The sequence below is a fragment of the Bradyrhizobium sp. USDA 4341 genome, assembly GCF_054063755.1.
Map to the genome: position 1 here is coordinate 4,628,165 of NZ_JBSSGO010000002.1, position 25,378 is coordinate 4,653,542.

The following is a 25,378-nucleotide window of genomic DNA, read 5'->3' on the forward strand; positions in this document are numbered from 1 at the left end:
CAGCCTTGTTCAACAACGAAGCCCTGTGGTTATGGGTCCCGGGTCGCGCGGAGCCTGTCATCGGGCGGCGCTTCGCGCCGACCCGTTGGCTTGCCCGGGACGACACCGAGAATGATGCCAAGCTGGAGTGGACTGGTCACGACCATCAATAACACCGCGACGCCGCGAACGCGTGGACGCGGTTGTCGCCGAGCACGTGGGCCATGAAACCCGGCGATCCGAAAATCCGCGCGAACGCCGCGTCGCGGATACTGAGGCCCCCGGTGTAGGCGCCGAACGCCGGCATCACCGCGCGCTCGCCGTCGGATGCGAAACAGCGCCGCTCGATCGAGCGGCCGCGGGTCGGCACCCGTGCCTTGGGGTGGAGGTGGCCGGCGATCTCGCCGGCAGCGCCGGTCGGTTCATGGCGGAACACGATCGGGCCGATCGCGACCTCGGTCGCGACCACGCCGCCGAGACTGGGCGGCAGCGCCGGATCGTGGTTGCCCGAGATCCAGATCCAGTTGCGCCGCATTTGCAGCGCCGCGAGTGCCTCGCGATCCGGCTCCGACAAGCGCGCATGCGCATCGCGATCGTGAAAGCTGTCGCCGAGCGCGATCACCTGCCGCGGATCGTGCCGCGCGATAACGGCGGCGAGCCGGCTCAACGTCGCGACCGTGTCGTAAGGCGGCAGCAGCACGCCACGGCTGGCAAAACTCGAGCCTTTTTCCAGATGCAGGTCGGACACCACGAGCAGGCTCCGCTCTTCCCAGAACAGCGCGCCGGAGAAATCCGCCACGAAGCCGACATCCGCCACCGTGACCCTCGAAACGCGCATGTCGTCACCGTCTCGTAAAGCTAGCGCGCTTGCCGCCACGTCCTGTTCCCCAAAATACCAGCGTTATGTCGTCGCCTCCCGCACGAGTTCCTCGGCCGCCTCGGCCAGAAGCTCGTCGGATGCTTCGCCATAAACTGACTCGCGGCCGATTTCCAGCAGCGCGGGCACGGCAAGCGGAGAAACGTGGTCGAGATCCTTGTGGGTGATTCGGCCGTGAATGCGTGAAAGCATGTCGCTGAGGCGGCGGAGATCGAGCAATCCCGTGGCGGCATCGCCGCGCGCGGCACGCAGCAGCACATGGTCGGCCTGGTGCTTGCGCAGCACGTCATAGATCAAATCGGTCGAGAACAGCACCTGGCGGCGCGACTTCTCCTCGTCGGTGAAGCGGCGCGCGATCAGCCCCGAGATGATGGCGCAGTTGCGGAAGGTGCGCTTCATCAGCGCGGATTCCGCGAGCCATGCCTCGAGATCGTCGCCGAGCATGTCGGGGTCGAACAGCGCGTTGAGATCGAGCTTGCCGTGCCGGATCATGAAGGACAGATCGCCGACGCCCCACACCGCGAGCGCATATTCATTGGCGACGAAGCCGAGTGGACGGGCGCGGGCGCGCTCCAGCCGGCGCGTCAGCAGCATGCCGAGCGTCTGATGCGCGAGCCGGCCCTCGAAGGGATAGCAAACCAGGTAATGGCTGCCGCCGCGCGGAAAGGTTTCCACCAGCAGCTCACGCGCTGCCGGGACGCGTGAGAATTTTCGCTGCAGCGACAACCAGTCGTGCACCTGGTCCGGCAAACCGTTCCAGGCCCGGCTGTTGTCGAGCAGCTTGCGGACGCGTTCGGCGAGATAGGTCGACAGCGGGAACTTGCCGCCCATATAGGACGGCACTTTTGCATCTTTGTCATTGGCGCGGGAGACATAGACCTGGTCTTCAACCAAGGCCTCGTAGCGCACCACCTCGCCGCCGAACACGAAGGTGTCGGCGGGCACGAGACCTTCGATGAAGACCTCCTCGATCTCGCCGAGCATCCGGCCGCCGCGGGCGATCGCGCCGGTCGACCCGCTTCCGCCGGCGCGCGAGCGCACCAGCCGCACCTTCAGCATGGTCTCCTCGACGATGGTGCCGACGTTGAGGCGGTAGCTCTGCCGCACCTTGGGATTGGTGACGCGCCAGCGGCCCTGCTTGTCCTGCTTGATGCGCGCGAAACGCTCATAGGTTTTCAGCGCGTAGCCGCCGGTCGCGACGAAGTCGACCGCATCATCGAAATCGGCTCGCGCCAGCGCTGCATAGGGTGCTGCGGTCCTGACTTCATCGTAGAGTTCGTCGGACAGGAACGGCTTGCCGCAGGCGCAGCCGAGCACGTGCTGGGCCAGCACGTCGAGCGCGCCCAAGCGCAAGGGCGGCGTGTCCTGCGCATTCTCCGCGATGGCGTCGATCGCGACGGCGCATTCCAGCACCTCGAAGCGGTTGGCCGGCACCAGCACGGCGCGCGAGGCCTCGTCGAAGCGGTGGTTGGCGCGGCCGATCCGCTGCATCAGCCGCGACGAGCCTTTGGGCGCGCCGATATTGATGACGAGGTCGACATCGCCCCAGTCGACACCGAGATCGAGCGATGAGGTGCAGACCACGCCGCGCAGCCGGCCGGCAGCCATCGCGTCCTCGACCTTGCGGCGCTGCGCGACGTCGAGCGAGCCGTGATGCAGCGCGATCGCGAGCCCGTCGTCGTTCATGCGCCACAGATCCTGGAACAGCATCTCGGCCTGGCTGCGTGTGTTGACGAACACCAGCGTGGTCTTGTTGCGCTTGATCAGCTCATAGACCTCGGGCAGCGCATGGCGCGCACTGTGGCCGGACCACGGCAGCCGCTCGCGGGTGTCGAGCATCTCGACCACCGGCGGCGCGGCGCCACCAGCGATCACGACGTCGGCAGACACGCTCTCACCGCCCGGCTGCGGCACCAGGAAACGCGCGAGCTGTTCCGGCTCGGCCACCGTCGCCGAGAGGCCGATGGCGCGCGCCTGCGGCGCGATGGTCCAGAGCCGCGCAAGCCCGAGCGACAGCAGATCGCCGCGCTTGGAGGTGACCAGCGCATGCAGCTCGTCGAGCACGATGCGTTTCAGCGAGGAGAACAGGAAAGGCGCGTCGTCGGAGGCGAGCAGCAGCGCCAGCTGTTCCGGCGTGGTGAGCAGAATATCCGGCGGATAGCGCCGCTGCCGCTGTCGCCGCGACACCGGCGTGTCGCCGGTACGGGTCTCGATCTTGATCGGCAGCCCCATCTCGGCAACCGGCGTCTCCAGATTGCGCGCGATGTCGACCGCGAGCGCTTTCAGTGGCGAGATGTAGAGCGTATGCAGCCCGCCGCTGCGGCGAACGCCGCGGCCGGTGGAGATCAGGTTGGGGCGGACTATTTCCGCTCCGATCTCTCCATTCGCGAGCTCGTCGGGCTCCCTCCCCCTGAAAGGGGGAGGGTTGGGGTGGGGGTCAGCCGCTTGCTCCGTGCCTGCGGCTGACCCCCACCCGTCACGCTCCGCAGCGCTGACGCGAGCGGGCGCGCGCCGACCTTCCCCTTTCAGGGGGAGGTGAGCAGGAGCAGCGCCGCCAAATCCTTCCCCGCTCAACTCCACCAGCGTCGGCAAGAACCCCGCCAGCGTCTTGCCCGCGCCGGTGGGCGCAATCAGCAGCGCGGAGCGTTCCTCGTGCGCCTTCGCCAGCAGCGCGAGCTGATGCTCGCGCGGCGACCAGCCGCGCGACGCGAACCAGTCGCGAAACCGGCGCGGCAAGAGGTCGGCCGTTTCCGACGGCGGAACGGAAAGGAGATCGAGCGTCGACACGCCCAAGAGGTAGGTGGTTCAGCGGGTTTCGTCGAGGGCAGGACGGAAATGGCGGCAGGTGGCAGGGACCGCCAGCTCGCTCTGTGGGCCGCGAAGCGCCTGGAAGTCACCTCGCCGCCTGCGGGGAGAGGTCGGATCGCATCGTCAGACGCGATCCGGGTGAGGAGGTACAGGTGTCTCAGCTCACACTGCCTGGTGGAGAGAGCCCCTCCCCCCGCCCTCTCCCCGCAAGAGCGGGGCGAGGGAGACGATAGTGCAGCGCAAGCCCTACTCCGTCATCGGCTCGCCCAAGAGATCCCAGTCCTTGCCGTTGAAGATCGAGACATAGAGCGTCTTCATTGGCGTGTAGTCGTCGGGCGTATAGCTGTAATTGATGCCGTCGAGGAAATAGGGCGAGTGGAAGCCGGCCAGCGTGGTGGCGTGCTTCAGCACGTTGGCGCGGGTCAGATCGTCGCCGCAGCGGCGCAGGATTTCGCCCATCGTCGCCGCCTGGCCGTAGCCGGCGAAGGCGATGGTGTTATCAGGGTCGATGTTCGGCAAATACTTCTTGCGCAGCTCCTCGAACGCGACGACGTCCGGATCCTTTTCGTAGCGGGGCACGCCGACTTCCTTGTTGTAGCGGATCGCGACGATGTCCTTGGCGTTCTCGAGGCCCGCGGCGCTCAGGATCGAGCGGCCGGTCGAGCCTGCCGACAACAATTGCAACGGCTTCCAGCCGAGCTCGGCCACCTTGCGGATCGACTGCGACGTCGCCTTGCCGGTGGTGATGTTGTAGAACACGTCGGCGCCCGACTTCGACAGATTGATGAGCTGGGAATCGACCGTCGGATCGGTGAGATCGTAGGTCTGCTCCATGATCACCTGTGCCTTGCCGCCGGCATCGGCCAGCACCTTCTTGAACGGGCCGAGGAAGTCGCGGCCGAAATCATCGTTCTGGTAGAGGATGCCGACCTTGGCGTTCGGCTTCACGCTGACGACGTGCTTGGCGAGAATGCGGGCTTCGGTCGGATAGAGCGGCAGGCCCGCCATGGTCCATTTGAAATTCTTCGGGTCGTTCCACTTCGAGGCGCCGGTGTTCAACAGCAGTTGCGGAACGCCCTTGGAATTGAGGTACTTATGCACGGAGGTCTGCGGCGCGGTACCGAGCGAGCCATAGAGCGCCAGCACCTCCTCCTGCTCGACCAGGCGGCGCGTCGCCTCGACGCATTTCGGCGCGCTGTAGGCGTCGTCCATGGTGAGGAATTTCACCTTGCGGCCGTTGATGCCGCCCTTGTCGTTCAGCATCTGGAAATAGGCTTCGCCGACGCGGCCCAGCACGCCATAGAGCGAACCGGGGCCGGAATGCGGCACGGTCTGGCCGAGCTTGATCTCGGTGTCACCAGCACCCGGATCGTACTTCTTGTCGGCGGCCCGGACGAACGGCGCGGGCAGCACGGACGCTGCGATGACAGACAATGCAGTGGCGCCGAACTCGCGCCGGGTTTGCTTTTTCATTGGTTCTCTCCCTGAGGCGAAAAGCTCTCGCATTCCGCCCTGCGGCGGGCAAGCGCGAAGTCGCGGCTTTGCGGCGCAATGCCGCGTCACGGCAAATGCGTAGCGTGTAGACTCAAGTTGGGATCCGGATGCGTCGCTCTCTTCCCTTCTCCCCTTGTGGGAGAAGGTCAAGCGGTCACGGCTTGACGGCGACGGCGACTAGCCCGGGCACCGGGGTGTTGTCTTCATTGCGCGCCGAGAGATCGTCGAGCAGAGCGAGCGTCAGCCCCGCGGCGGCGACCGAGGCGCGCACGTAAGCTGCACTGTGGGCGTAACGCAGCCCTTCCCCGAGGATGACCCCCTCGCCGCCATGGGTCTCGGTCGTGAAGGCGAGCACGCCGCCCGCCACCAGCACGCGCGTGGCCTCGGCGAGCACGGGCGCGAGATCGGCGACATAGACCATCGCATCCGCAGCGAGGATCAATTCAGCGCTGGCGTCCGGCTTGCCCGAAATGCCCTTCAGCATGTCGTCGACCTCGAGCTCGGCATAGAGCCCGGTGGCGCGCGACTTGTCGATCATCCGCGGCGACAGGTCGATGCCGACGAATCGATCGACGTGCTGCGCGAATGCTGCGGCCGCCAGTCCGGTGCCGCAGCCGAGATCGATCGCGCGCTTGAAGAACGCCGGCTTCCTCGCAGAGGCACGCACCGACAGCACCGCCTTGAACAACAGCGCCGGGCCGCGATAGCCGAGATCGCCGACCAGCGCGGCCTCGAAGCGCGGCGCATATTGATCGAACAACGTCTGCACATAGCCCGGCGGCATCGCGCTGACGGCCTCGACGCCGAGCTGCATCAGATGCAGGCCGGCGCCATGGCGGTCCTCGGGATCGGCGTCGCGCGCGGCGCGGAAGGCTCCGATCGCAGCCTCGCGCTGGCCGAGCTCTAGGCGGATCTTGCCCAGCATGTACCAGGCCGACGGGAATTTCGGCACCAGCTCGATTGCCTGTTCGAGCAGCTCGGCGGCAGCCGGCAGATCGCCCTTCAATTGCAGGTCGCGCGCGAACTCGTAGCGGCGGTCGGCAACGAGGTCGCCGGAGGACAGAAACAGGCGGGGGGCCATTTTCTCTTAGGGAACCGATCTTGGCCAAGTCTGGCCGTCCATTAAAACACGGACTTTTTCCGGAGATGAATGCGCGGGTCAAGCCCACGGATGACGGCTAAACATCGCGGATCGATCGCCTATATAGGGACAATGCGCCCGCAAGACATCCTGATGCCCGTCCCGGCCGGGCTTTGCTGCAAGCCCGGCGGCTTCCACATCGATCCCGTCAGGCCGGTCGAACGGGCGCTGATCACGCATGGCCATTCCGACCATGCGCGGGCGGGGCATGGCGCAGTGCTCGCGACCCAGGAAACGCTCGACATGATGCGGCTGCGCTACGGCGAGAACTTTGCCGGCACGACGCAGGCGGTCGCTTATGGCGAGGAGATCAAGCTCGGCGACGTCACGGTGACGTTTCATCCCGCCGGCCACGTGTTGGGCTCCGCCCAGATATCCGTCACCTGCACGGATACCCGCATCGTCGCCTCCGGCGACTACAAGGACGCGCGCGACCCGACCTGCGCGCCGTTCGAGCTCGTGCCCTGCGACGTCTTCATCACGGAGGCGACCTTTGGCCTGCCGGTGTTTCGCCATGGCGATGCCGCCGATGAGGTGAAGAAGCTGCTGGCGTCGGTCAGGCTGTTTCCGGAGCGCGCGCACCTGGTCGGCGCCTATTCGCTCGGCAAGGCGCAGCGCGTCATCGCACTGCTGCGCGAGGCCGGCTACGACGCGCCGATCTATCTGCACGGCGCGATGGAGAAGATCACCGGCTATTATCAGGAGTGCGGCGTTCCGCTCGGCGAGCTCAAGCCCGCGCGCGGCATGAAGAAGGCCGAGCTCGCCGGCACCATTACACTGGCGCCGCCGAGCGCGACCTCCGACGTCTGGACTCGCCGCTTTCCCGACCCGGTCACCGCCTTCGCCTCAGGCTGGATGCGCGTGCGCGCACGAGCCCGGCAGGGCGGCATCGAGCTGCCGCTGGTGATCTCGGATCATGCCGACTGGGACGGACTGACGGCGACGATCGCCGCCACTGGTGCCGGCGAGATCTGGGTCACCCATGGCCAGGAAGACGCGCTGGTGCATTGGTGCAAGAGCAAGGGCCTTGCCGCAAGGCCGCTCGATCTGGTCGGCTATGGCGACGAGGACGAGGGCGAGACGGCAGAGCCCACCGGCGAGGCACAGCCCGCCGGCGAGGCCGAAACATGAACCGCTTTGCCGAGCTGCTCGACCGCCTCGCCTATGAGCCGGGCCGCAACAACAAGATCAAGCTGCTGGTTGCCTATTTCCGCGAGACCGAGGATCCTGACCGCGGCTACGCGCTGGCGGCGCTGACCGGCGCGCTGTCGTTCAAGCACGCCAAGCCGGGCTTGATCCGCGACCTGATCACCGAACGCACCGACCCGGTGCTGTTCGGCTACTCCTATGATTACGTCGGCGATCTCTCCGAAACCGTCGCGCTGATGTGGCCGAAGGCTGGAGCAAATTACGTCGAGTCTTTCCTGGGCCACCCCTCTCCCCAACCCTCCCCCGCGAGGGGGGAGGGAGCCCAACCGTCGTGCTCACCGCACAGCGATATTGAGATAATTGACGTGAGTGAGGGACGCACCGGTGGATGGGTTCCCTCCCCCCTTGCGGGGGAGGGTCAGGGAGAGGGGTACCGCGGGCGAGATAGCAGTGAGATTCTACGCACGCACAACAACCCGCCTCCTCCCACCCTCACCGACGTCGTCACCACGCTGCGCACGCTCGGCAAGGCCGAGCTGCCGGCGCAGCTGGCGCGCTGGCTGGACGAGCTCGACGAGACCGGGCGCTGGGCGCTGCTAAAACTCGTCACCGGTGCGATGCGGATCGGGATCTCGGCGCGGCTGGCGAAGACCGCGGCGGCCGCGCTCGGCGACAAGGACCCGCACGAGATCGAGCTGATGTGGCCGGGCCTGTCGCCGCCCTATCTCGAATTGTTCGCCTGGCTCGAAGGCCGCGGCGACAAGCCGGTCAACAGCGATCCGACGCCGTTCCGCCCGGTGATGCTGGCGCATGCGATCGAGGATAGCGATTTCGCCAATCTCGACGCCGCCGATTTCAGCGCGGAATGGAAGTGGGACGGCATCCGCGTGCAGGCTGTCGCCGGCCGCGATGCGCGCGGCCACATCCAGGCGCGGCTCTATTCACGCACCGGCGAGGATATCACCGGCAGCTTCCCCGACCTCGTGCCGTCGCTGCATCTGCAAGATACTCTAGATTTGAAGCATGATGACTCCCGAAAACCGCTTCACACTTTTCGGCATCATGCTTCATTCGCGATCGACGGCGAATTGCTGGTGCTGCGCGACGGTCGCGTGCAAACCTTCAACGTGTTGCAGCAGCGGCTGAACCGCAAGGTGGTTTCGCCGAAGCTGATCAAGGAGTTTCCGATTCACTTACGCGCCTACGACCTGCTCGGCGACGGCGAAAACGATTTGCGCGAGCTGCCCTTCACCGAACGCCGCGCACATCTCGAAGCCTTCGTCGCCAGGCTCAACGATCCGCGCATCGATCTGTCGCCGACGGTCCCGTTCGCGAGCTGGGAAGAACTGGCCGCGGCGCGCGCCGATCCGAAGAGTGCGGGCGCCGGCGACGATGCCGACGCAGTCGAAGGCGTGATGCTGAAGCGGCGCGACGCGCCCTATCTGCCCGGACGCCCGAAGGGCCCGTGGTGGAAGTGGAAGCGCGATCCGCACATCATCGACGCCGTGCTGATGTATGCCCAGCGCGGCCACGGCAAGCGCTCGTCCTATTACTCCGACTACACGTTCGGGGTCTGGACCCGTGGCGATGCCGGCGACGAGCTGGTGCCGGTCGGCAAAGCCTATTTCGGCTTCACCGATGAGGAGCTGTTGCAGATCGATCGCTTCGTCCGCCGCAACACCACCGAGAAGTTCGGCCCGGTGCGGCATGTCGTGCATGAGCCGGATCAGGGGCTGGTGCTGGAAGTCGCCTTCGAGGGCTTGCAGCGCTCGCCGCGTCACAAATCCGGCGTCGCGATGCGTTTCCCCCGGATCAGCCGTCTGCGCTGGGACAAGCCGCCGCGCGAAGCCGACCGGCTGGAGACGCTTGAACGGATGTTAATCTCCATGACAGGAAGTTAAGCCCGAAGCGCGCATGGCAGCCATTGATCGCGGCTCGCGATTTCCCATGTGCTGCGCCGTGACCTATAATGCGCAGGCGATTCCGCCAGGAGAATGTGATGCCAGACGACATCCGGGACTTGCCGGCCGGCCAGAGCCAGAGTGACGGCCTGTACCGCTTTCTCGGCGGATCGCCGCTCTCGGTGGCGTTCCGGCTGATCCTGCTCTCGATCCTGGTCGGCGTCGTGCTCGCCGCGATCGGCCTCGACCCGTGGAATATCCTCAACAGCGTCCGCAGGCTGTTCCAGACCATTTGGGATTTCGGCTTCGACGCGATCAACTGGGCCTGGCGCTACTTCCTGCTCGGCGCGGTGATCGTGATCCCGATCTGGCTGTTGTCGCGGCTGTTCGGCGCGCCGCGCGGCCGCTGATCCCAGGGGAAAGCTCGCAGCCGATGCAATTGCGATTTGTCGGCTGCGGCGATGCATTCGGCTCCGGGGGCCGCTTCAACACCTGTTTCCATGTCAGCGGCGAGCGCGTCAATTTCCTGATCGACTGCGGTGCGTCCTCGCTGCCGGCGCTGAAGCGGCTCGAGATCGACCGCGACGCAATCGACCTGATCCTGATCACGCATTTCCACGGCGATCATTTTGCCGGCCTGCCGTTCTTCCTGCTCGACGCGCAATTCCCCCGCCGCACCCGGCCGCTGGTGATCGCCGGACCCGAAGGAATCGAAACGAAATTGCCTGAGGTGATGGAGGTGATGTTCGAGCATTCCTCCAAGACCACACAGCGCTTCGATCTGTCCGTCGTCACGCTCGCACCGCAGGAGCGGCGCAGCTTCGGCGAGGTGAGCGTGACGCCCTATCCGGTGGTGCATGGCGAATCCGGCGGGCCGCATCTTGCCTATCGCATCGAGGCCGAAGGCCGCGTCGTCAGCTACAGCGCCGACACCGAGTGGACCGATGCGCTGATCCCGGCCGCGCAGAACGCCGACCTCTTCGTTGCCGAAGCCTATACCTACGACAAGATGATCAAGAACCATCTCAGTCTGAAAACGCTGGAGGCGCATTTGCCGGCCATCAACGCCAGGCGCGTGGTGCTGACGCATCTGAGCGACGATATGCTCGGCCGCGCCGACAACCTGCCGTACACGGCCGCGAGCGACGGCATGGTCGTGGTGTTCTGACCATGCCATGCCTTGTCGGCCGCCCCTCCGCCACCGCATTGCTCTGAGTACAATTCCGGCATGGTCGCGCGACGGATGTCGCGATAGAAACGCCTATTCCTTGCAACTGTAGCCATGCACGCACCCATCCACCCAAAGATCACGACCCGCCAGGTGTTCGCCATCGCCGGTCCCGCGATGGTCGCCAACCTGACCACGCCGCTGATCGGCATCGTCTCGACCACGGCGATCGGCCGGCTCGACGATGCCGCGCTGCTCGGCGGGGTGGCGATGGCCTCGGTGATCTTCGACTGCCTGTTCTGGCTGTTCGCCTTCCTGCGCATGAGCACGCTGGCCTTCACCGCGCAGGCGCAGGGCGCGGGCGAGCCGCAGGAATATGCCGCGATCCTGGTGCGCGGCTTCATCGTCGCCGGCCTGATCGGCGCTGCGCTGATCGCGTTGCAGGTGCCGCTGGCCGCAGTCACATTCCAGCTGATGGGCGGCAGCGAGGGCGTCACGCGCGCGGCCAAGAGCTATTTCATGATCCGGATCTGGTCGGCGCCGCTGGCGCTCGCCAATTACGTCATCCTGGGCTGGCTGGTCGGGCAGGCGCGCGCCAATCTGGCGCTGGCGCTGCAGATCGTGATCAACCTGATCAACATGGCGGCAACCGTGCTGCTGGTGCAGGTCTACGGCGCCGGCATCGCCGGTGCCGCGATCGCCGCCGTGCTTGCCGAGACATCCGGCTTCGCCGTCGGTATCGTCGTGGCGTGGCGGATCTCGCAAGGCGGCTTTGCCGTTCCTGCGGCCACCTTGTTCGACCGCGCCAAGCTGATGCGCATGCTGGCCGTCAATCGCGACATCATGGTCCGCACCGCAGCGCTGATCGTCGTGTTCCTGTTCTTCACCGCCAAGGGCGCGCGCGAAGGCGACGTCACGCTGGCGGCGAACTCGGTGCTGAACAATTTCCTGCTGGTGAGCGCCTTCTTCCTCGACGGCCTCGCCAACGCCGCCCAGCAGCTCTGCGGTCGCGCCTTCGGCGCCCGCGATGCACGCGGCTTTGCCGATTCGACCCGGTTGGTGCTGCTGTGGGGCGTCGGCTTTGCGCTGGTCGTCTCGGCGCTGTTCGCGCTGTTCGGACCGGCCTTGATTAACCTGATGACGACAAGCGACGACGTGCGCCGCTATGCGCGCGAGTTCCTGGTGTTCGTGATCCTGGCACCTCTGCCCGGCGTGTTCGCGTTCGGCTTCGACGGCATCTATGTCGGCGCGACCTGGGCGCGCGAGATGCGCAATTTGATGCTGGCCTCGCTCGCGATCTTCCTCGCCGCCTGGTGGGCGCTCAGCGGATTCGGCAACACCGGGCTGTGGATCGCGCTGCTCGGCTTCTACGTCGCGCGCGGCGGCCTGCAGGGCCTGCGCTATCCGGCGCTGCTGAGGAAGTCGTTCAAATCGTAGCTGCGTAGCCCGGATGGAGCGAAGCGAAATCCGGGGACCTATGCCGCAGCGAGACTGTCCCGGATTGCGCTTCGCTCCATCCGGGCTACGGGCAATTACCTGACAGGCCAATCCTCGGCCGTGATGGTCGCGGCATCGGCGCCGACGATTTCCGACAGGGAGTCACGGCCGGTCCGCAGCAGGGTCGAGGACAGATCGCGCTTGATGTCGTCGACCAGGCCGATGCCCTTGTAGACCAGCGAGGAATAGAGCTGGATCAGGCTGGCGCCGGCGCGGATCTTGGTCAGCGCGGCGCCGCCGCTATCGATGCCGCCGACGCCGATCAACGGAAATGCACCTTCGACGCGGACATAGGTTTCGGCGACCATCCGGGTCGAGAGGCGGAACAGCGGACGGCCCGACAGGCCACCCTGCTCCCTGGCCCGGTTCTCCTCGCGCAAGGTCGAGGGCCGCGCCAGCGTGGTGTTGGCGACGATCATGCCGTCGACGTGCCGCGAACGGGCGATATGAACGACATCGTCGAGTTCGGTGAGGCTGAGATCCGGCGCGATCTTCAGCAGCACCGGCGAATCGCCGGCGTTCTTGCGCACGCGCTCGCGGGTATCGATGACCCGTGCCAGCAGATCGTCGAGCGCCGCCGATTGCTGCAGATTGCGCAGGCCCGGCGTATTCGGCGAAGAAACATTGACGGTGAAATAGCTCGCGACCGGGGCAAACGTCTCGATCAGCTTCACATAGTCGGCGACGCGGTCGGTCGAATCCTTGTTGGCCCCGACATTGACCCCGATGATGCCGCCGCCGCTGGCGCGCGCGGCGAGCCGGCGCAGCACGGCTTCCGCGCCGTCATTGTTGAAGCCCATGCGGTTGATGACGGCCTCGTCGCGCTCGAGGCGAAACAGCCGCGGCCGCGGGTTGCCGGCTTGCGGCTTCGGCGTCACCGAACCGATCTCGACAAAGCCGAAACCAAGCCGCAGCAGCGCGTCGGGCACCTCGGCGCTCTTGTCGAAACCCGCCGCCATACCGATCGGGTTCGGAAAGTTCAGCCCGAAGGCGCGCACCGCGAGCTTGGGATCATCCGGCCGCTGCCGGATCGGCGGCAGCAGCTTCAAGCCCTGGATCGCCATGCGATGGGCGTCTTCGGGATCGAACCAGCGCAGCAGCGGCAGCGAGAAGGCGTCGAAGGCACGGATCACGGTTTGAGCTCCGGAACGTCGTGGCCGCCGTCGGAGCGCGCACGCAGGCTGAGGATTTCGGTGACCGCGCCGAGGTCGAGTTCGCCATAGAGATGCGGGAACAGTTCGTCATTGCGCGAGCGCTCCCAGCGCAAGGCGTCGCCGAGCGCATCGGCATCGACCGCGACCAGGAACAGGCCGGTCTGCCCGTGATAGTGCTTGCGCGCGGTCTCGGCCACCTGGGAGGCGGTGGAAAAATGGATGAAGCCGTCGCGATTGTCGTCCGCACTGCCCAGGTAGACGCCCTGTCGCTCGGCCTCGCGCCAGGCCGAAGCGGGGGTGATTTTGTAGATCATGGGCACGGGCCGGCCTTCCCTTTTGTCCTTGAGTCTCTTGGGGTTTTATCCGGATTTGAGGGGAAATGCCCCAGACGCCATATGGCGAGCGAGGGACCGTATCGGCGGCGGCGGCGCAACTCAAGCGGTGGGGGACACATCCGACGGCAGATTTGCGGAAACGCCAGGTTTCAGGTAATAATTCCTACCATCCGGGGTGTCCTCGATGGCCAAACAGTCCAAAGCCGCCCGACCGCTGACCCACGCGCAGGTCTGGGCCGCGCTCGACCGGCTCGCCGAACGCGCCGGCCTGTCGCCGTCCGGCCTTGCCAAGCAGTCCGGTCTCGACCCCACCACCTTCAACAAGTCCAAGCGCGTGACTGGCGACGGGCGCGAGCGCTGGCCGTCGACCGAATCGCTCTCCAAGGCGCTGGCCGCGAGCAATGCCAGCATGGAGACCTTCGTGCAGTTGCTCGGTGATGGCCCGCGCGCCGGCCAGTCGGTGCCGTTGCTCGGCTTCGCGCAGGCCGGCGCCGGCGGCTATTTCGACGACAGCGGCTTTCCCGCCGGCAAGGGCTGGGATGAAGTGGCGCTGCCGGCGACCACCGACGAGCACGCCTATGCGCTGGAGATCGAGGGCGACTCGATGAAGCCGGCCTATCGCGAAGGTGACATCATCGTTGTGTCACCCGCGACCGCGATCCGCCGTGGCGACCGCGTCGTGGTGCGCACCACCGGCGGCGAGGTGATGGTGAAGGAACTGAAGCGACGCACCGGCAAGGTGCTGGAACTCGCATCGCTCAATCCGGAGCACCCCGACCGCATGCTCGATGCCGAGGAGGTCGCGTGGATCGCGCGCGTCGTGTGGGCGAGCCAGTAATTCGACGAACCCATCGCCCCCCCGTCGTCCCGGGCAAGCGAAGCGCGACCCGGGACCCATAACCACCACACGTCCTGCTGGAGAAGGCTGGGGCCACAGCCTGCTCTGACAACCCAACCCTGTGGTTATGGGTCCCTGCTTTCGCAGGGACGACAGCGGAGATTGCGGTTGCGCCTCGCTACCTGCGCTTACGTCGCGTAGTCCGGCTCCTTGCGGTCCAGCATCCGCTTCAGCGCATCGAAATGCCGCTGCGCCGGGCTCGGGCCGTTGTAGAGATGGTCGTCGCGGAAATCGCGCTTGGTCTTCTCCACCACATGCTGCGGCAATTGCTTGAGCGGCTGCTGGGTCCACATCGCATAGATCTGCACCTGCGCGGCGCGCTCGATGTAATAGAGCCGGTCATAGGCGTCGGCGACGGTCTCGCCGACGGTCGAGATGCCATGGTTGGCCATGAACAGGATGGTCTTGTTGCCGATCACCTTGGCGAGCCGCGCGCCCTCCTCGGGATCCAGCGCAGGGCCGGTGTAGAGATCGTCATAGGCGATCGCTTCCGACAGCCCGACCTCGGTCTGACCGATCTCCTTGATGCGCGGATCCTCGAGCCGGGTCAGCGCGCTCGCATACGGCATATGGGTGTGGAACACCGCCTTGGCCTGCGGCAGCGCCTTGTGGATCGGCGCATGGATGCAATAGCAGGAGCGCTCGACCTCACCCTCGCCTCGCTTCACCTCGGCATCGTCGATGCCGACTTCCATGAAGGACGATGCGGTGACCTCCGACCAGTGCATGCCGAACGGGATCTGGTAGTAGCGGTCGCTCCGGCCGGGCACCACGAAGGTCAGATGGTTGAAGATGCCTTCCGAAAAGCCGTGGTTGTAGGCGAGCCGATGCGCCGCTGCGAGATCGACCCGCGCCTGCCATTCCTCGGCGCTCGAACTGTCCTGCAGCGATATCGGCGAAACCCTGAACTGCATGCGCATGCTCCCATCTGTGCCGGCCTCTCGACGGAGGCCGTGCTGATTTTGTGGGACGGAGTGTAGCGCAAGCCGGCCGCAACCCCGGCTGAAATTGCCGGGGATCAGCCATCCGGATTTTGCGGCGCTACGCCGCAGCCGTGGTGCCGTAGCCCGGATGGAGCGCAGCGCAATCCGGGACACCTGGGGCCGCCGGGAACGCTTCCCGGATTGCGCTGCGCTCCATCCGGGCTACACGTTCCTCAAACTACGACGACCGCGCCAGCGCGCCGTCGATCATGTTGACCGCGTTCTGCACGCCGTACACCGCGACGAAGGAGCCGAACCGCGGGCCCTTCTCCTGGCCGAGCAGCACCTGGTAGAGCATGTTGAACCAGTCGAGCGAGACGCCGGGACGGCCGTCCTTGCCCTTCTTGACCATGTCGAGGAACGGCTCGCGGCGGCCGATCTCGTAGACCACGTTCTGGATGTCTTCCGCGGTCGCGGCGGCCGGCATGTTGGCAAGCGCATCGCGCAGGTCCTGCAGCGCGGCGCGCTCACCTTCGGTGGGCTCGCGGAACTGCTTGGTCGGCGCCACGAAGTCGCGATAGTAGTTGATGGCATAGCCGACCATCGCATCGAGCTTCGGATGGCTCTCGGGCGTCACGCCCGGACGATAGCGGCCGATGAAGCCCCACAGCGTCTCGGCGTTCTCCGCATTCGACGACGACACCAGCGTCAGCAAGAGCTGGAAGGTGACGGGCATGTCAGCCTGCGGCGGCTTGCCGGAATGGATGTGCCAGACCGGATTTTGCAGCTGCTGCCGCGCCTCCTGCCGCGTGAAGCCGTCGAGGAACTGCTGGTAGTCGTCGACATTGCGCGGGATGACGTCGAAATAGAGCCGCTTCGCCGCCTTGGGCTCGCGATACATGAACAGCGACAACGATTCCGGCGAGGCGTAGCGCAGCCATTCGTCGATCGTCAGCCCGTTGCCCTTCGACTTCGAGATCTTCTGGCCCTTCTCGTCGAGGAACAGTTCGTAGTTGAAGCCTTCGGGCGGCGTGCCGCCGAGCGCCGAGCAGATCTTGGCCGACAGCTTCACCGAGTCTATCAGGTCCTTGCCGGCCATTTCATAGTCGACGCCGAGCGCGTACCAGCGCATCGCCCAGTCCGGCTTCCATTGCAGCTTGCAACGGCCGCCGGTGACCGGAACGGTGACGGACTCCTTGGTGTCGGGATCTTCATAGGAGATCGTGCCCGCCTTGGCGTCGTGCGCCGTCACCGGCACGTAGAGCACGAGGCCCGTGCGTGGACAGATCGGCAGGAACGGCGAGTAGCTCGCCGCGCGCTCCTCGCGCAGCGACGGCAGCATGATCGCCATCACCTTGTCGATCCGCTCCAGCATGCGGAGCAGGGCGGCATCGAACCGGCCGGAGGTGTAGTATTCGGTCGAGCTCGCGAATTCGTAGTCGAAGCCGAACTGATCGAGGAAGGCGCGCAGCCGCGCGTTGTTGTGCTGGCCGAAGCTCGGATGGGTGCCGAACGGATCGGGCACCTTGGTCAGCGGCTTGCCGAGATGCTGCGCCAGCATCTCCTTGTTCGGCACGTTGTCCGGCACCTTGCGGAGGCCATCCATGTCGTCGGAGAAGGCGAGCAGGCGCGTCTTGATCTTGTCCTCGGTGAGCACACGAAAGGCGTGGCGCACCATCGTGGTGCGCGCGACTTCACCGAAGGTGCCGATATGCGGCAGGCCCGAGGGGCCGTAGCCGGTCTCGAACAGCACCTCGTCCTTCGGATTTTTCTTCAGCCGCGCCACAATCGCTTTCGCCTGCTCGAACGGCCAGGCATTGGATTGTTCGGCGAGCGCCCGCAGGTCGCTCGGGCTGGCAGCAAGATCAATCACGGACATTTCTTCAGGCTTTCTCCAAAAAGGCCGCGAAAACTAACGCTTTCGCGGCAAAATGCAAAACGACGCTCCCTCGCCCCGCCCTCTTGTCCGCCGAAGCCCGCCTTCCGGCGAAGGCGGATGCGGGGAGAGGGGCTCTATCCGCGTAACCAGCAAGAGAGGAATTCGCGGAGGGCCCCCCTCACCCGGAATTCAAGCTGCGCTTGAATTCCGACCTCTCCCCGCAAGCGGGGCGAGGTGAAGATCACCGCGTCAGAACGGGCTGATCGAGAAATAGCGCAGCCACAGATCGGTGAAGCGGCCTTTTTCCCAGATCCGGAACAGCGCCCAGTTCAGCGACTGCCGGAGCAGATCGTTGCCCTTGCGCACGGCGATGCCGACGCCCTCGCCGAAATAGCGGCTCTCGACAAAGGGACCGCCGGAGAAGGCACAGCATTCGGCGGAATCGGTGCCGTTGATCCAGAACGCGAGCGAGATCGCATCGCCGAAGATGAAGTCGACCTCGCCGCGGCGCAGCGCCGCGCGCAGCGCGTCGTTATCCGGATAGGAATGGATCTCGGCGTCGGTGAACATCGCCTTGAGGTAGGCCTCGTGCGAGGTGCCGGCGATGACGCCGACCTTCTTGCCCTCGAGATATTCCGGGCGGATTTCCGGCATCACGTTGTCGCGGCGCGACACGAAGCGCGCCGGCGCGCGGTAATAGGGATCGGTGAAATCGACCTTGGCGCGCAGCTGCGGCGTCACCGCCATCGACGCGATGATGGCATCGCCCCGGTTGGTCGCCAGCGCATCGATCAGGGTCTCGAAGCGGCGCATCTGGATGGTGCAGGTGACCTTGATCTCGTCGCAGAGCGCACGCGCCAGGTCGACATTGAAGCCGGCGGGATTGCCGTCTGGACCGGTGAAGTTGAACGGCGGATAGTCGGTCTCGGTCAGGAAGCGGATCACGGTGAGGCGCGACAGGTCGGGCCGATCCGGCCGTCGTCGCGGGTCCCAGAAGCCCGGCACCGCTTGCGGCGCGGCTTCGGCGGCCTTGGGCGGCTGGTTCGGAGGCGACGGGGCGGCAGCAGCCGGGGGCGTTGCTACGGGGGGCGTCGCTGGTGCCGCTTGTGCGGGGGCAGGCTTGGCGGGCTGGGCCGGCGCAGGCGCCGGCTTGGCCGGCGGTGTCTGCGGCGCCGAGGGCGTCTGCCCGAGCGCAGGCTCCGCCGAGGCCAGCAGGGCGGCCGCCATCATCCCTACGGCCAGGCGGAGCTGGCGCGAGCGGACGGCAAAGGGTTGGGCAGACAGATTTGGCATAACCGGCAATATCAGGGAATTGAACGGCTTATAGACCATCCGCCACCTGATGCGAGCGCCGAATGGGTTAATTCTGAACCGGAAATGGCGGCTAGAGATACCGTTTGAGATCGGTCGCCGCCTCGTCCGGCGTCCGTTTCAGATTGAACGGCGCGACGAAATGGCCGTCGCGGTCCATCAGATAGATCAGCGCGGTGTGATCCATCGTGTAGTCGCCATCCTTCAGCGGCACCTTCTTGGCGTAGACCCGGTAGCTCGACAGCACCTTGGCGATCGCGGCGGGATCGCCGGTCAGGCCCTTGAGGTGCGGATCGAAGCTCGAAAGGTAGTCCCTCATCGCTGTGGCGGTGTCGCGTTCCGGGTCGACCGAGACGAAATAGGCATTCACGCGGTCGGCGTCCTTGCCCATCGCCTTCAGGACCTCCGAGATCTCGAACAGCGAGGTCGGGCAGATGTCCGGGCAATGGGTGAAGCCGAAGAAGATCAGTGTCGGCTTGCCCTGGAGGTTCTTGTCGGTGACGGTCTGGCCGGACTGGTCGGTAAGCTGGAACGGCCCGCCGATCGCGGCTGGCGCGGCGACGGTGCGCAAGCCGCCGACCGCCCACAACATGAGGAACAGGCCGACCGCCAGACTGCCCGCGAAGGCAGCAAAGATCACCAATGGGCGCGTGGTCCGGGGCATGATGCTAGAGCGTCCTTGTCAGAAGCAGGCGGCGATGCCGGCCGTGATCATTTCGAAAAACACCGCGGTCCCGTAGTGGAACCAGAGCGCGGCAGCGGCGAGCAAGGCCAATCCGCCGATGCCAGCAGCGCCCCACAGGATTGCAGATGCCACCCGGCCCTGCGGAGCCGTCACGAGCTCGGATCGGGTGGAGATCGGCTGAACCATGCGGTTGAGATAAGCCGGGTTCCGGCAGGCAGCAAGCGCAATGGCCATCGCAGGCCGTCAAATGATAGCGAGGCGCTGCCCGGCGCCAACCTCGCCATGCCCGGACTGCCGGCCATGACGAGAGAGGGCGCTCGCCGAGATCGGGCTCAGCGCGCGGGCTCAGCGAATTTGGGCGCCGAGGCCTGGGCGTTGAGGTAACACGGCCTGTACAGCGCCTGCAGTTGTTTGCCGCGCAGGAAGATCATGTGCCGGGTCAGGCCACCGCGGTCAGCGATCCATCTGCGCACCGCCGGAGGGTACATCAGGTACAGCATATGGGTGGCTTCGGGATTGGGGACCGGGCGGCCGTTGTCGCCGTAGTCCCAGGCGGCATGGAAGCCGAGACTGGCGTGCGAGGTCACACAGATCCGGTCATGCGGGACCTTGCCGAGCACGATGGTACAGGCCGAGGCGCACAGCCCGTCGATGATCACGGTCTCACCCGATGTGCGCAGGTCCTGATACTTGTCGACATAGATGCCGATCTTGCCGCCGCGATCGTCGGCGATCCTGACCACTGCCTGAGACGCCCCCATTCCCGCCAGCAGGAGAACCGCAGCGAGCAACCCCGTCATCAACTTCATTTTGGCCAGCCCCAGTCGAAACCGAATCTGTTTGGTCTGTGATGCAAGACAATCGTGAGCGTGTTGCCGCCGCCGATTTTTGTCCAGACGAGCGAGGCCGGTCAAAACAAATTCAAATTGGGTGTTGCGCGGGCGCTGCAGTGGCGTGTGGAAAAGGTCCCAAACTGGAACAACTTGCCGCAACCATTTGGTGCCTCGCCGCCACAGGCAAGGTCCATTTGGCGTTGACCGCGCACAACGACGCGGTCTTGAATTCCGGCGGGACGGGGGAAATCAAGATGGCTGACGATGCAGATGTGATCGTGATCGGCGCCGGACTTGCCGGTCTGGTCGCCGCAACCGAGATCGCCGACGCCGGCAAGCGCGTCATCGTGCTCGACCAGGAGGGGGAACAGAGCATCGGCGGTCAGGCCTTCTGGTCGTTTGGCGGATTGTTCCTGGTCGATTCGCCGGAACAGCGCCGGCTTGGCATCAAAGATTCGGCCGAACTCGCGATGCAGGACTGGATGGGCACCGCCGGTTTCGATCGCGAGGAGGATCACTGGCCGCGCAAATGGGCCGAAGCCTATGTCGCGTTCGCGGCGGGCGAGAAGCGCGACTGGCTGCGCGCGATGGGCCACCGCATTTTCCCGGTGGTCGGCTGGGCCGAGCGCGGCGGTTACGACGCCATGGGCCCCGGCAATTCGGTGCCGCGCTTCCACGTCACGTGGGGCACCGGCCCCGGCATCGTCGAGCCGTTCGAGCGCCGCGCGCGCGAGGCCGCGAAGAACGGCCAACTGGTGTTCAAGTTCCGCCACCGCGTCGATGCACTCAGTATCAGCAACGGCACGGTCGATGGCGTGAGCGGCGCGATCCTGGAACCATCTGATGTCGAGCGCGGCAAGAGCTCCTCTCGCAACGTCGTCGGTGATTTTTCGCTGCGCGCGCAGGCGGCGATCGTCGCCTCCGGCGGCATCGGCGGCAATCATGATCTGGTGCGGCAGAATTGGCCGAAGCGGCTCGGTGAGCCGCCAAAGTTCATGATCTCCGGCGTACCCGAACATGTCGACGGCCGCATGATCGGCATCACTGAGGCGGCAGGCGGCCGGCTGATCAACCGCGATCGGATGTGGCACTACGTCGAAGGCATCCAGAACTGGAACCCGATCTGGCCGCGTCACGGCATCCGGATTCTGCCGGGACCGTCGTCGCTGTGGTTCGACGCCACGGGCAAGCGGCTGCCGGCGCCGCTGTTCCCGGGCTCCGACACGCTCGGGCAACTGCACTACATCATGGGCACGGGCTACGATTATTCGTGGTTCATCCTGACCCAGAGCATCATCAAGAAGGAGTTCGCGCTGTCGGGCTCCGAGCAGAACCCCGACCTCACGGGAAAAAGCTGGCGCATGACCATCAAGCGCGCCACCAACAAGGGCGCGCCGGCGCCGGTCGAAGCCTTCAAGCAGCACGGCGCCGACTTCATCGTGCGCGACAATCTCACCGACCTCGTCGGCGCCATGAACAAGCTCGCCGGCAATGACCTCTTGCAGCTTGATGCCATCAAGACCCAGATCGAGGCGCGCGACCGCGAGATCACCAACCCTTACGTCAAGGACGCGCAGGTGATGAACCTGCACAATGCGCGGCGCTATATCGGCGACAGGTTGATCCGAACCGCCAAGCCGCACCGGATCCTCGATCCCGAACACGGCCCACTGATCGCGGTGAAGCTCAACATCCTCACCCGCAAGACGCTCGGCGGCTTCGAGACCGACCTCGATTCGCGCGTGTTCGGTAACGATCACCAGATCATCCGCGGACTCTATGCAGCCGGCGAAGCCGCCGGCTTCGGCGGCGGCGGCGTGCACGGCTATCGCTCGCTGGAAGGCACGTTCCTCGGCGGCTGCCTGTTCTCGGGCCGCAACGCAGGGCGTGCGGCCGCGAAGGCGGTGGGCTAGTTTGGACCCGCCGGGTGTGAACCGGCGGGCCTTCTTGTTGAGCCCGACTTCAAGGCGTGAATGCCTTCAGGCTGTCTTGGTGAAAAGCGTCAGGACGCCGTTGGCGAGATTGACGGCGACAACTTGTGCCGAGCTCATGCCCTTCGCCCTGAGCGCGGATACGGCTTCCTTGGACGCGTCGATGGAACCCCGCAGGTTCTTCAGGTCGTCCTCGCTTGCCTTTGCGACGACAGCCTCGACCTTTGACCGGACCTCAGGCTGAAGTTCCTTGACGTCCACGACCTGTATGCTCCGGATGACGGTGGACTCGTCGGACTGAGCCTGCGGCGGCGTCTTCGGTTGCGTTCCCTGCACTTGTGCCCAAGCAGGTGTTCCAAGCGAGAGCGCCGCAGCGATGACGGATGCCGTAGAGATGCGCATGAGCATTCCTTGTGTTGATTGCCCCCAACACCCGGCGTGAACGCATTGTCCTCGCTAATGGTTCCGGCCGGAAATCCGCTCTCCAGACTGGTGCAGTATGACGTTGTGGGACCGTCGCAGGAGGCGTTGCCAAAATATCGAAAACAACCCCATGCAAAGTAGCCGGTGGTGGCCGGCGTTCGACCAAGCAACTTGACACGTCGGGCAACTCAGGAGCATACTTCTAATATTCCGAAATTGCGCGAAGTTCCGCTCACTCGAAGGCTGTCGCATGTGGCCTTTTACGGACTTCTGCAACTGACGCTTCCACGCCGTAGGCGGGAGAGCGAACGCGCCGTATTCGCGGCCACAGCCTGATCTCATCTTGCTCTAGGGCGTGAATTCATAAGCGCCTTGCGGCTGCTTTGAGGTGCAGACCGGAAAGCGTCAGCGCGCTCTGAACCTTACCGCTTTTGACCCATAGCGGTCATCGCCGATCGTCGGTCTAATACGGTGCCTCGTCTGACCCAGAATTACGAGCGAACGCGCGCCGGCATACATGACGCATTGCTGATCACTGGCTGCAGAGCACGACGTTCATAAGCTCTGCGATATTCCGCGCACCAAGCTTACGCATGATGTTGGCGCGATGAAAGTCTACGGTTCGCGGGCTTATCTTGAGCGCGCGAGCGGTCTCCTTGCTGGAGGAGCCCTTAACCAACTGTACCAAGATTATCTGCTCACGCTCAGTCAGGCCTTCGGCTCCTCTTCCAGTGGCACCGATATCCGCGAGAACGTCCCATCTTCCATTACGTATACTGATCGAAAGATGATGCGTCCGGGTGACATCAAGTATATCGGCTGCTCTGCTCGCTTCGAGCGGGTAGGTACAGAGCACGATCATCTTTCGTCCATCAAGGGTATGATGAAGCTCCGCTTCATAGTCGTTGAATTCGCTCCACATGCCGTTCTCGCACCAGAACGCGTTCCCGCTCACGCGCAGTCCCGCAAAGCCTCTGGCGAGGGCCTCATCGAGCTTGTCGTGCCAGCTGTTCGTGATGCGCCGCGGGTCGAACCTATCTCCCTTGAGATACCATTCGTATCCGGGGACCAGCTCGAGCCGACCTTCACGCACAAGTTCGTCGAATCCGGGAACGCTCGCGCGGAGATGGCTGACCGCCGCCGCGGTGCTCACCGGGTCCGACAGCGCCCAGATGCAGAGCTCGTTGTCAGCTAATCCCGTGCTCAGATACCTGACGTGAACGTCCAATAGATCCTGCGGTGTCTCATAGAAAAGGCAAAAGTGAGTTCCCCAAGGGCGATCACCGATGACGCAAATTCCGGTACGACGCAATTGAGCGGATTTCGGTCTGGGAGGCTTAGCGCTGACCATCGGCTAGTAATCTCCAGTGCGCATCTTGCCCCTCCGCCTGCATAATCCGACTTTCGCGCCAATGTCCAGTGTTCACTAGTGTTCACAATCGCTCCGTTCGTATGATCAAAGAACGCGCTCACCCTGTTCTCGTGGAGAAATTCTCAGCGTGGCTGTCGCATCTTCACAGGAAAAGTCGTCGGGGTTGCTGCTGGACAAACCTCAGCAGCCTCCCCGTTGATCGACGTTTGAAAGCACTGAAATTCCGGCGATGAAAACATCGATCGCACCGTCATACGCATCCGCATAAGAGTAGGTCGCCAGGAACGAATTCAACACCTCATGCAGGACAAAACCGCGCACGAGGCTCCTCAGCGTACACAGGGCCGTGTTCGCGGCATTGTCGTAGACGCCGCACTCCGCAAGCAGGTCGATCATAAACTCGTTGAGGCGCGCGTGCGCCTCATTCCATTCCGGACAATCGGTCGTGGGAGGGCGAAGAGCCGATGCCGCTAGAATGGGACGCTCTAGCGCATATTCCCGCATCGCATGAGCTACGGATCTGAGAGCCTGACGAGAGGTTTTATCGCGGCGCGCGGATTGCAATCGGTCAAGGAGCCCTCGGCAGGCTTTCAGCGCAAGAAACTTCCGCATTTCTCTAACTGAGCGCCTTTCGCCCGTATACATCTCGAGCTCGGTGATCAGCTCGTCAGCAAGTCTTCTGTCCCACGAAGTCGACACAATCTCCTGGACCGAGCAGTAGTGCTGAGAGGCCGGCTTTGTCCTATCCAAACTACAGTGGGAAGCCAGCGCGGGGGCCAGCGAGTCGCCAAGCATCTCCCCTCCAATGCTGTCGCGCATCGCATCGCCTGGCTGGCGCTTGTCTGGCTCCACTGTTGGTGAAGCCGGTCGTACCTGCGTCGGTTCGGCGCGGCAGCTGTCGTACCGGTCGGCCTCGGTGTGGGGCTCCGTTGGCGTTGCCGACGGCTCATTAGAGCTGCGTTGCAGATCCATTGTCATGCTCTGGAAGCTAGCTCTAGGTGTGCCGACTCCGCCGCTAGTGCAAAGCTTGGACGCATGCGCTGATATTCGACTTCGATTTGTTGCCCGCGCATCCGGACCCGCCTGCAGCGTCGATAGACCGGCTTCACTGACGACGTGAACAGCAAAAAAAACTCCCGAATTTCTCGAGGCCACCTAGCCTGAAGCCGCGCGCCGCTATCCCAGACGCTCATGACAAGACAATCCATCGACCACATGCCGTCTATGGACATGCATCTCGCGTAAAGTGGAGGATCGAATGTTACGCGCTTCAGCTGCTTTCGAAGTGCCGAAAAACCGACAGTTTGCGGCCGAGGCCGTCCACGCTTTCGAGCTTGGGCAAGAGGGGCGTCGCCGGTCTGTAGCTGAGCCGGAAGATCCATCGCCTCCAGCGGCTGCGTTGCTGTCGATTGAATGACACGAGTGTTCATCGAAATACCCATCGCGCGGCATCCGTGTGTTTCCGCGGCCTAACCGCGTCGAACCCGCTCTTCTCGCCGGGTTAATGATGTATTACGGCCCGATCCCTGATGAATGCGGAGCGCGGCCTCTCCGGTTAAGTCGATTTGGCATGTCAAATACGCGGGCAACGCTGGTCTGCCTACTAGTAGAGTTGCGAGG

22 protein-coding genes are annotated in these 25,378 nt (G+C 64.7%); 7 read left to right on the forward strand and 15 right to left on the reverse strand.

The window, feature by feature from the left end; translation table 11 throughout:
• Positions 1-145: 145 nt before the first annotated feature.
• The 4 genes from pdeM to ACVIGB_RS27985 form a co-directional block, all read right to left on the reverse strand.
• Positions 146-817, reverse strand: a complete 672-nt coding sequence (pdeM, locus tag ACVIGB_RS27970) for a ligase-associated DNA damage response endonuclease PdeM (protein ID WP_092119234.1) — start codon at positions 815-817, stop codon at positions 146-148.
• Positions 818-880: 63 nt separating this feature from the next.
• A complete protein-coding gene (locus tag ACVIGB_RS27975) occupies positions 881-3,643 on the reverse strand; it encodes a ligase-associated DNA damage response DEXH box helicase (RefSeq protein ID WP_456725060.1) in 2,763 nt (920 codons plus the stop codon).
• A 267-nt stretch (positions 3,644-3,910) separates the two neighbouring features.
• Positions 3,911-5,137 carry an ABC transporter substrate-binding protein gene (locus ACVIGB_RS27980; RefSeq protein WP_456720213.1) on the reverse strand — a complete coding sequence of 409 codons (1,227 nt, stop codon included), beginning with the start codon at positions 5,135-5,137 and terminating at the stop codon, positions 3,911-3,913.
• A 175-nt stretch (positions 5,138-5,312) separates the two neighbouring features.
• Positions 5,313-6,239, reverse strand: a complete 927-nt coding sequence (locus ACVIGB_RS27985; RefSeq protein WP_456720212.1) for a methyltransferase domain-containing protein — start codon at positions 6,237-6,239, stop codon at positions 5,313-5,315.
• Positions 6,240-6,371: 132 nt separating this feature from the next.
• Between ACVIGB_RS27985 and ACVIGB_RS27990 the strand changes: the two genes are divergently transcribed.
• The 5 genes from ACVIGB_RS27990 (at position 6,372) to ACVIGB_RS28010 (ending at position 11,954) form a co-directional block, all read left to right on the forward strand.
• The gene (locus ACVIGB_RS27990; protein WP_456725059.1) at positions 6,372-7,430 is read left to right on the forward strand and encodes a ligase-associated DNA damage response exonuclease; all 1,059 of its coding nucleotides are present in this window, start codon (positions 6,372-6,374) and stop codon (positions 7,428-7,430) included.
• Positions 7,427-9,349: an ATP-dependent DNA ligase gene (locus ACVIGB_RS27995; protein WP_456720211.1), complete on the forward strand. Its 1,923-nt coding sequence runs from the start codon at positions 7,427-7,429 to the stop codon at positions 9,347-9,349. Before ACVIGB_RS27990 ends, ACVIGB_RS27995 begins: the two co-directional genes overlap by 4 nt.
• Before the next feature lie 98 nt (positions 9,350-9,447).
• Positions 9,448-9,759 carry a DUF6460 domain-containing protein gene (locus ACVIGB_RS28000; protein ID WP_092119251.1) on the forward strand — a complete coding sequence of 104 codons (312 nt, stop codon included), beginning with the start codon at positions 9,448-9,450 and terminating at the stop codon, positions 9,757-9,759.
• A gap of 23 nt (positions 9,760-9,782) precedes the next feature.
• A complete protein-coding gene (locus ACVIGB_RS28005) occupies positions 9,783-10,517 on the forward strand; it encodes an MBL fold metallo-hydrolase (protein ID WP_456720210.1) in 735 nt (244 codons plus the stop codon).
• 114 nt (positions 10,518-10,631) lie between these two features.
• A complete protein-coding gene (locus ACVIGB_RS28010; RefSeq protein WP_456720209.1) occupies positions 10,632-11,954 on the forward strand; it encodes an MATE family efflux transporter in 1,323 nt (440 codons plus the stop codon).
• 95 nt (positions 11,955-12,049) lie between these two features.
• On the opposite strand, the gene ACVIGB_RS28015 is transcribed toward ACVIGB_RS28010, so the two are convergent.
• Together ACVIGB_RS28015 and ACVIGB_RS28020 are read right to left on the reverse strand one after the other, a co-directional pair.
• Entirely contained in the window at positions 12,050-13,147 is a 1,098-nt protein-coding gene (locus ACVIGB_RS28015; protein ID WP_456720208.1) for a quinone-dependent dihydroorotate dehydrogenase, read from the reverse strand.
• Positions 13,144-13,488 carry a DUF952 domain-containing protein gene (locus ACVIGB_RS28020; protein ID WP_456720207.1) on the reverse strand — a complete coding sequence of 115 codons (345 nt, stop codon included), beginning with the start codon at positions 13,486-13,488 and terminating at the stop codon, positions 13,144-13,146. Before ACVIGB_RS28020 ends, ACVIGB_RS28015 begins: the two co-directional genes overlap by 4 nt.
• A 199-nt stretch (positions 13,489-13,687) precedes the next feature.
• Between ACVIGB_RS28020 and ACVIGB_RS28025 the strand changes: the two genes are divergently transcribed.
• Entirely contained in the window at positions 13,688-14,341 is a 654-nt protein-coding gene (locus tag ACVIGB_RS28025; RefSeq protein ID WP_092119263.1) for a S24 family peptidase, read from the forward strand.
• A 188-nt stretch (positions 14,342-14,529) separates the two neighbouring features.
• Here the strand turns inward: ACVIGB_RS28025 and ACVIGB_RS28030 are convergent, their stop codons facing one another.
• The 6 genes from ACVIGB_RS28030 to ACVIGB_RS28055 form a co-directional block, all read right to left on the reverse strand.
• Positions 14,530-15,315, reverse strand: a complete 786-nt coding sequence (locus ACVIGB_RS28030) for a class II aldolase/adducin family protein (protein WP_456720206.1) — start codon at positions 15,313-15,315, stop codon at positions 14,530-14,532.
• A 247-nt stretch (positions 15,316-15,562) separates the two neighbouring features.
• Positions 15,563-17,203 (reverse strand): lysine--tRNA ligase, encoded by a 1,641-nt coding sequence (locus ACVIGB_RS28035; RefSeq protein ID WP_456720205.1) that lies wholly within the window; start codon positions 17,201-17,203, stop codon positions 15,563-15,565.
• Positions 17,204-17,452: 249 nt separating this feature from the next.
• Complete coding sequence (locus tag ACVIGB_RS28040) at positions 17,453-18,496, reverse strand: transporter substrate-binding domain-containing protein (protein ID WP_456720204.1); 1,044 nt, start codon at positions 18,494-18,496, stop codon at positions 17,453-17,455.
• A 91-nt stretch (positions 18,497-18,587) separates the two neighbouring features.
• Positions 18,588-19,178 (reverse strand): SCO family protein, encoded by a 591-nt coding sequence (locus tag ACVIGB_RS28045; RefSeq protein ID WP_456720203.1) that lies wholly within the window; start codon positions 19,176-19,178, stop codon positions 18,588-18,590.
• Positions 19,179-19,196: 18 nt separating this feature from the next.
• Positions 19,197-19,433 carry a hypothetical protein gene (locus ACVIGB_RS28050; protein ID WP_224924176.1) on the reverse strand — a complete coding sequence of 79 codons (237 nt, stop codon included), beginning with the start codon at positions 19,431-19,433 and terminating at the stop codon, positions 19,197-19,199.
• Positions 19,434-19,531: 98 nt separating this feature from the next.
• A complete protein-coding gene (locus ACVIGB_RS28055; RefSeq protein WP_456720202.1) occupies positions 19,532-20,008 on the reverse strand; it encodes a hypothetical protein in 477 nt (158 codons plus the stop codon).
• A gap of 278 nt (positions 20,009-20,286) precedes the next feature.
• Here ACVIGB_RS28055 and ACVIGB_RS28060 point away from each other — a divergent pair, with 278 nt between their 5' ends.
• The gene (locus tag ACVIGB_RS28060; RefSeq protein WP_456720201.1) at positions 20,287-21,945 is read left to right on the forward strand and encodes an FAD-binding dehydrogenase; all 1,659 of its coding nucleotides are present in this window, start codon (positions 20,287-20,289) and stop codon (positions 21,943-21,945) included.
• A 66-nt stretch (positions 21,946-22,011) separates the two neighbouring features.
• Here the strand turns inward: ACVIGB_RS28060 and ACVIGB_RS28065 are convergent, their stop codons facing one another.
• The 3 genes from ACVIGB_RS28065 to ACVIGB_RS28075 all read right to left on the reverse strand — a co-directional run bounded on the left by ACVIGB_RS28065 (position 22,012) and on the right by ACVIGB_RS28075 (position 24,730).
• Entirely contained in the window at positions 22,012-22,365 is a 354-nt protein-coding gene (locus ACVIGB_RS28065; protein ID WP_338062342.1) for a hypothetical protein, read from the reverse strand.
• A gap of 553 nt (positions 22,366-22,918) precedes the next feature.
• Positions 22,919-23,737: an MEDS domain-containing protein gene (locus ACVIGB_RS28070; RefSeq protein WP_456720200.1), complete on the reverse strand. Its 819-nt coding sequence runs from the start codon at positions 23,735-23,737 to the stop codon at positions 22,919-22,921.
• A gap of 201 nt (positions 23,738-23,938) precedes the next feature.
• Entirely contained in the window at positions 23,939-24,730 is a 792-nt protein-coding gene (locus ACVIGB_RS28075) for a TetR-like C-terminal domain-containing protein (protein ID WP_456720199.1), read from the reverse strand.
• Between the last annotated feature and the right edge of the window lie 648 nt (positions 24,731-25,378).

Excerpts from the sequence above, each read along its gene's own strand:
- ACVIGB_RS27980 (WP_456720213.1), bottom strand. The coding sequence starts at position 5,137 with ATGAAAAAGCAAACCCGGCGCGAGTTCGGCGCCACTGCATTGTCTGTC.
- ACVIGB_RS28065 (WP_338062342.1), bottom strand. The coding sequence starts at position 22,365 with ATGCGCATCTCTACGGCATCCGTCATCGCTGCGGCGCTCTCGCTTGGA.
- ACVIGB_RS28035 (WP_456720205.1), bottom strand. The coding sequence starts at position 17,203 with ATGTCCGTGATTGATCTTGCTGCCAGCCCGAGCGACCTGCGGGCGCTC.
- ACVIGB_RS28070 (WP_456720200.1), bottom strand. The coding sequence starts at position 23,737 with ATGGTCAGCGCTAAGCCTCCCAGACCGAAATCCGCTCAATTGCGTCGT.
- ACVIGB_RS28075 (WP_456720199.1), bottom strand. The coding sequence starts at position 24,730 with ATGGATCTGCAACGCAGCTCTAATGAGCCGTCGGCAACGCCAACGGAG.
- ACVIGB_RS28040 (WP_456720204.1), bottom strand. The coding sequence starts at position 18,496 with ATGCCAAATCTGTCTGCCCAACCCTTTGCCGTCCGCTCGCGCCAGCTC.
- pdeM (WP_092119234.1), bottom strand. The coding sequence starts at position 817 with ATGCGCGTTTCGAGGGTCACGGTGGCGGATGTCGGCTTCGTGGCGGAT.
- ACVIGB_RS28045 (WP_456720203.1), bottom strand. The coding sequence starts at position 19,178 with ATGCCCCGGACCACGCGCCCATTGGTGATCTTTGCTGCCTTCGCGGGC.
- ACVIGB_RS28000 (WP_092119251.1), top strand. The coding sequence starts at position 9,448 with ATGCCAGACGACATCCGGGACTTGCCGGCCGGCCAGAGCCAGAGTGAC.
- ACVIGB_RS28055 (WP_456720202.1), bottom strand. The coding sequence starts at position 20,008 with ATGAAGTTGATGACGGGGTTGCTCGCTGCGGTTCTCCTGCTGGCGGGA.
- ACVIGB_RS28025 (WP_092119263.1), top strand. The coding sequence starts at position 13,688 with ATGGCCAAACAGTCCAAAGCCGCCCGACCGCTGACCCACGCGCAGGTC.
- ACVIGB_RS27985 (WP_456720212.1), bottom strand. The coding sequence starts at position 6,239 with ATGGCCCCCCGCCTGTTTCTGTCCTCCGGCGACCTCGTTGCCGACCGC.
- ACVIGB_RS28030 (WP_456720206.1), bottom strand. The coding sequence starts at position 15,315 with ATGCAGTTCAGGGTTTCGCCGATATCGCTGCAGGACAGTTCGAGCGCC.
- ACVIGB_RS28060 (WP_456720201.1), top strand. The coding sequence starts at position 20,287 with ATGGCTGACGATGCAGATGTGATCGTGATCGGCGCCGGACTTGCCGGT.
- ACVIGB_RS28005 (WP_456720210.1), top strand. The coding sequence starts at position 9,783 with ATGCAATTGCGATTTGTCGGCTGCGGCGATGCATTCGGCTCCGGGGGC.
- ACVIGB_RS28010 (WP_456720209.1), top strand. The coding sequence starts at position 10,632 with ATGCACGCACCCATCCACCCAAAGATCACGACCCGCCAGGTGTTCGCC.
- ACVIGB_RS27995 (WP_456720211.1), top strand. The coding sequence starts at position 7,427 with ATGAACCGCTTTGCCGAGCTGCTCGACCGCCTCGCCTATGAGCCGGGC.
- ACVIGB_RS27990 (WP_456725059.1), top strand. The coding sequence starts at position 6,372 with ATGCGCCCGCAAGACATCCTGATGCCCGTCCCGGCCGGGCTTTGCTGC.
- ACVIGB_RS28050 (WP_224924176.1), bottom strand. The coding sequence starts at position 19,433 with ATGGCCATTGCGCTTGCTGCCTGCCGGAACCCGGCTTATCTCAACCGC.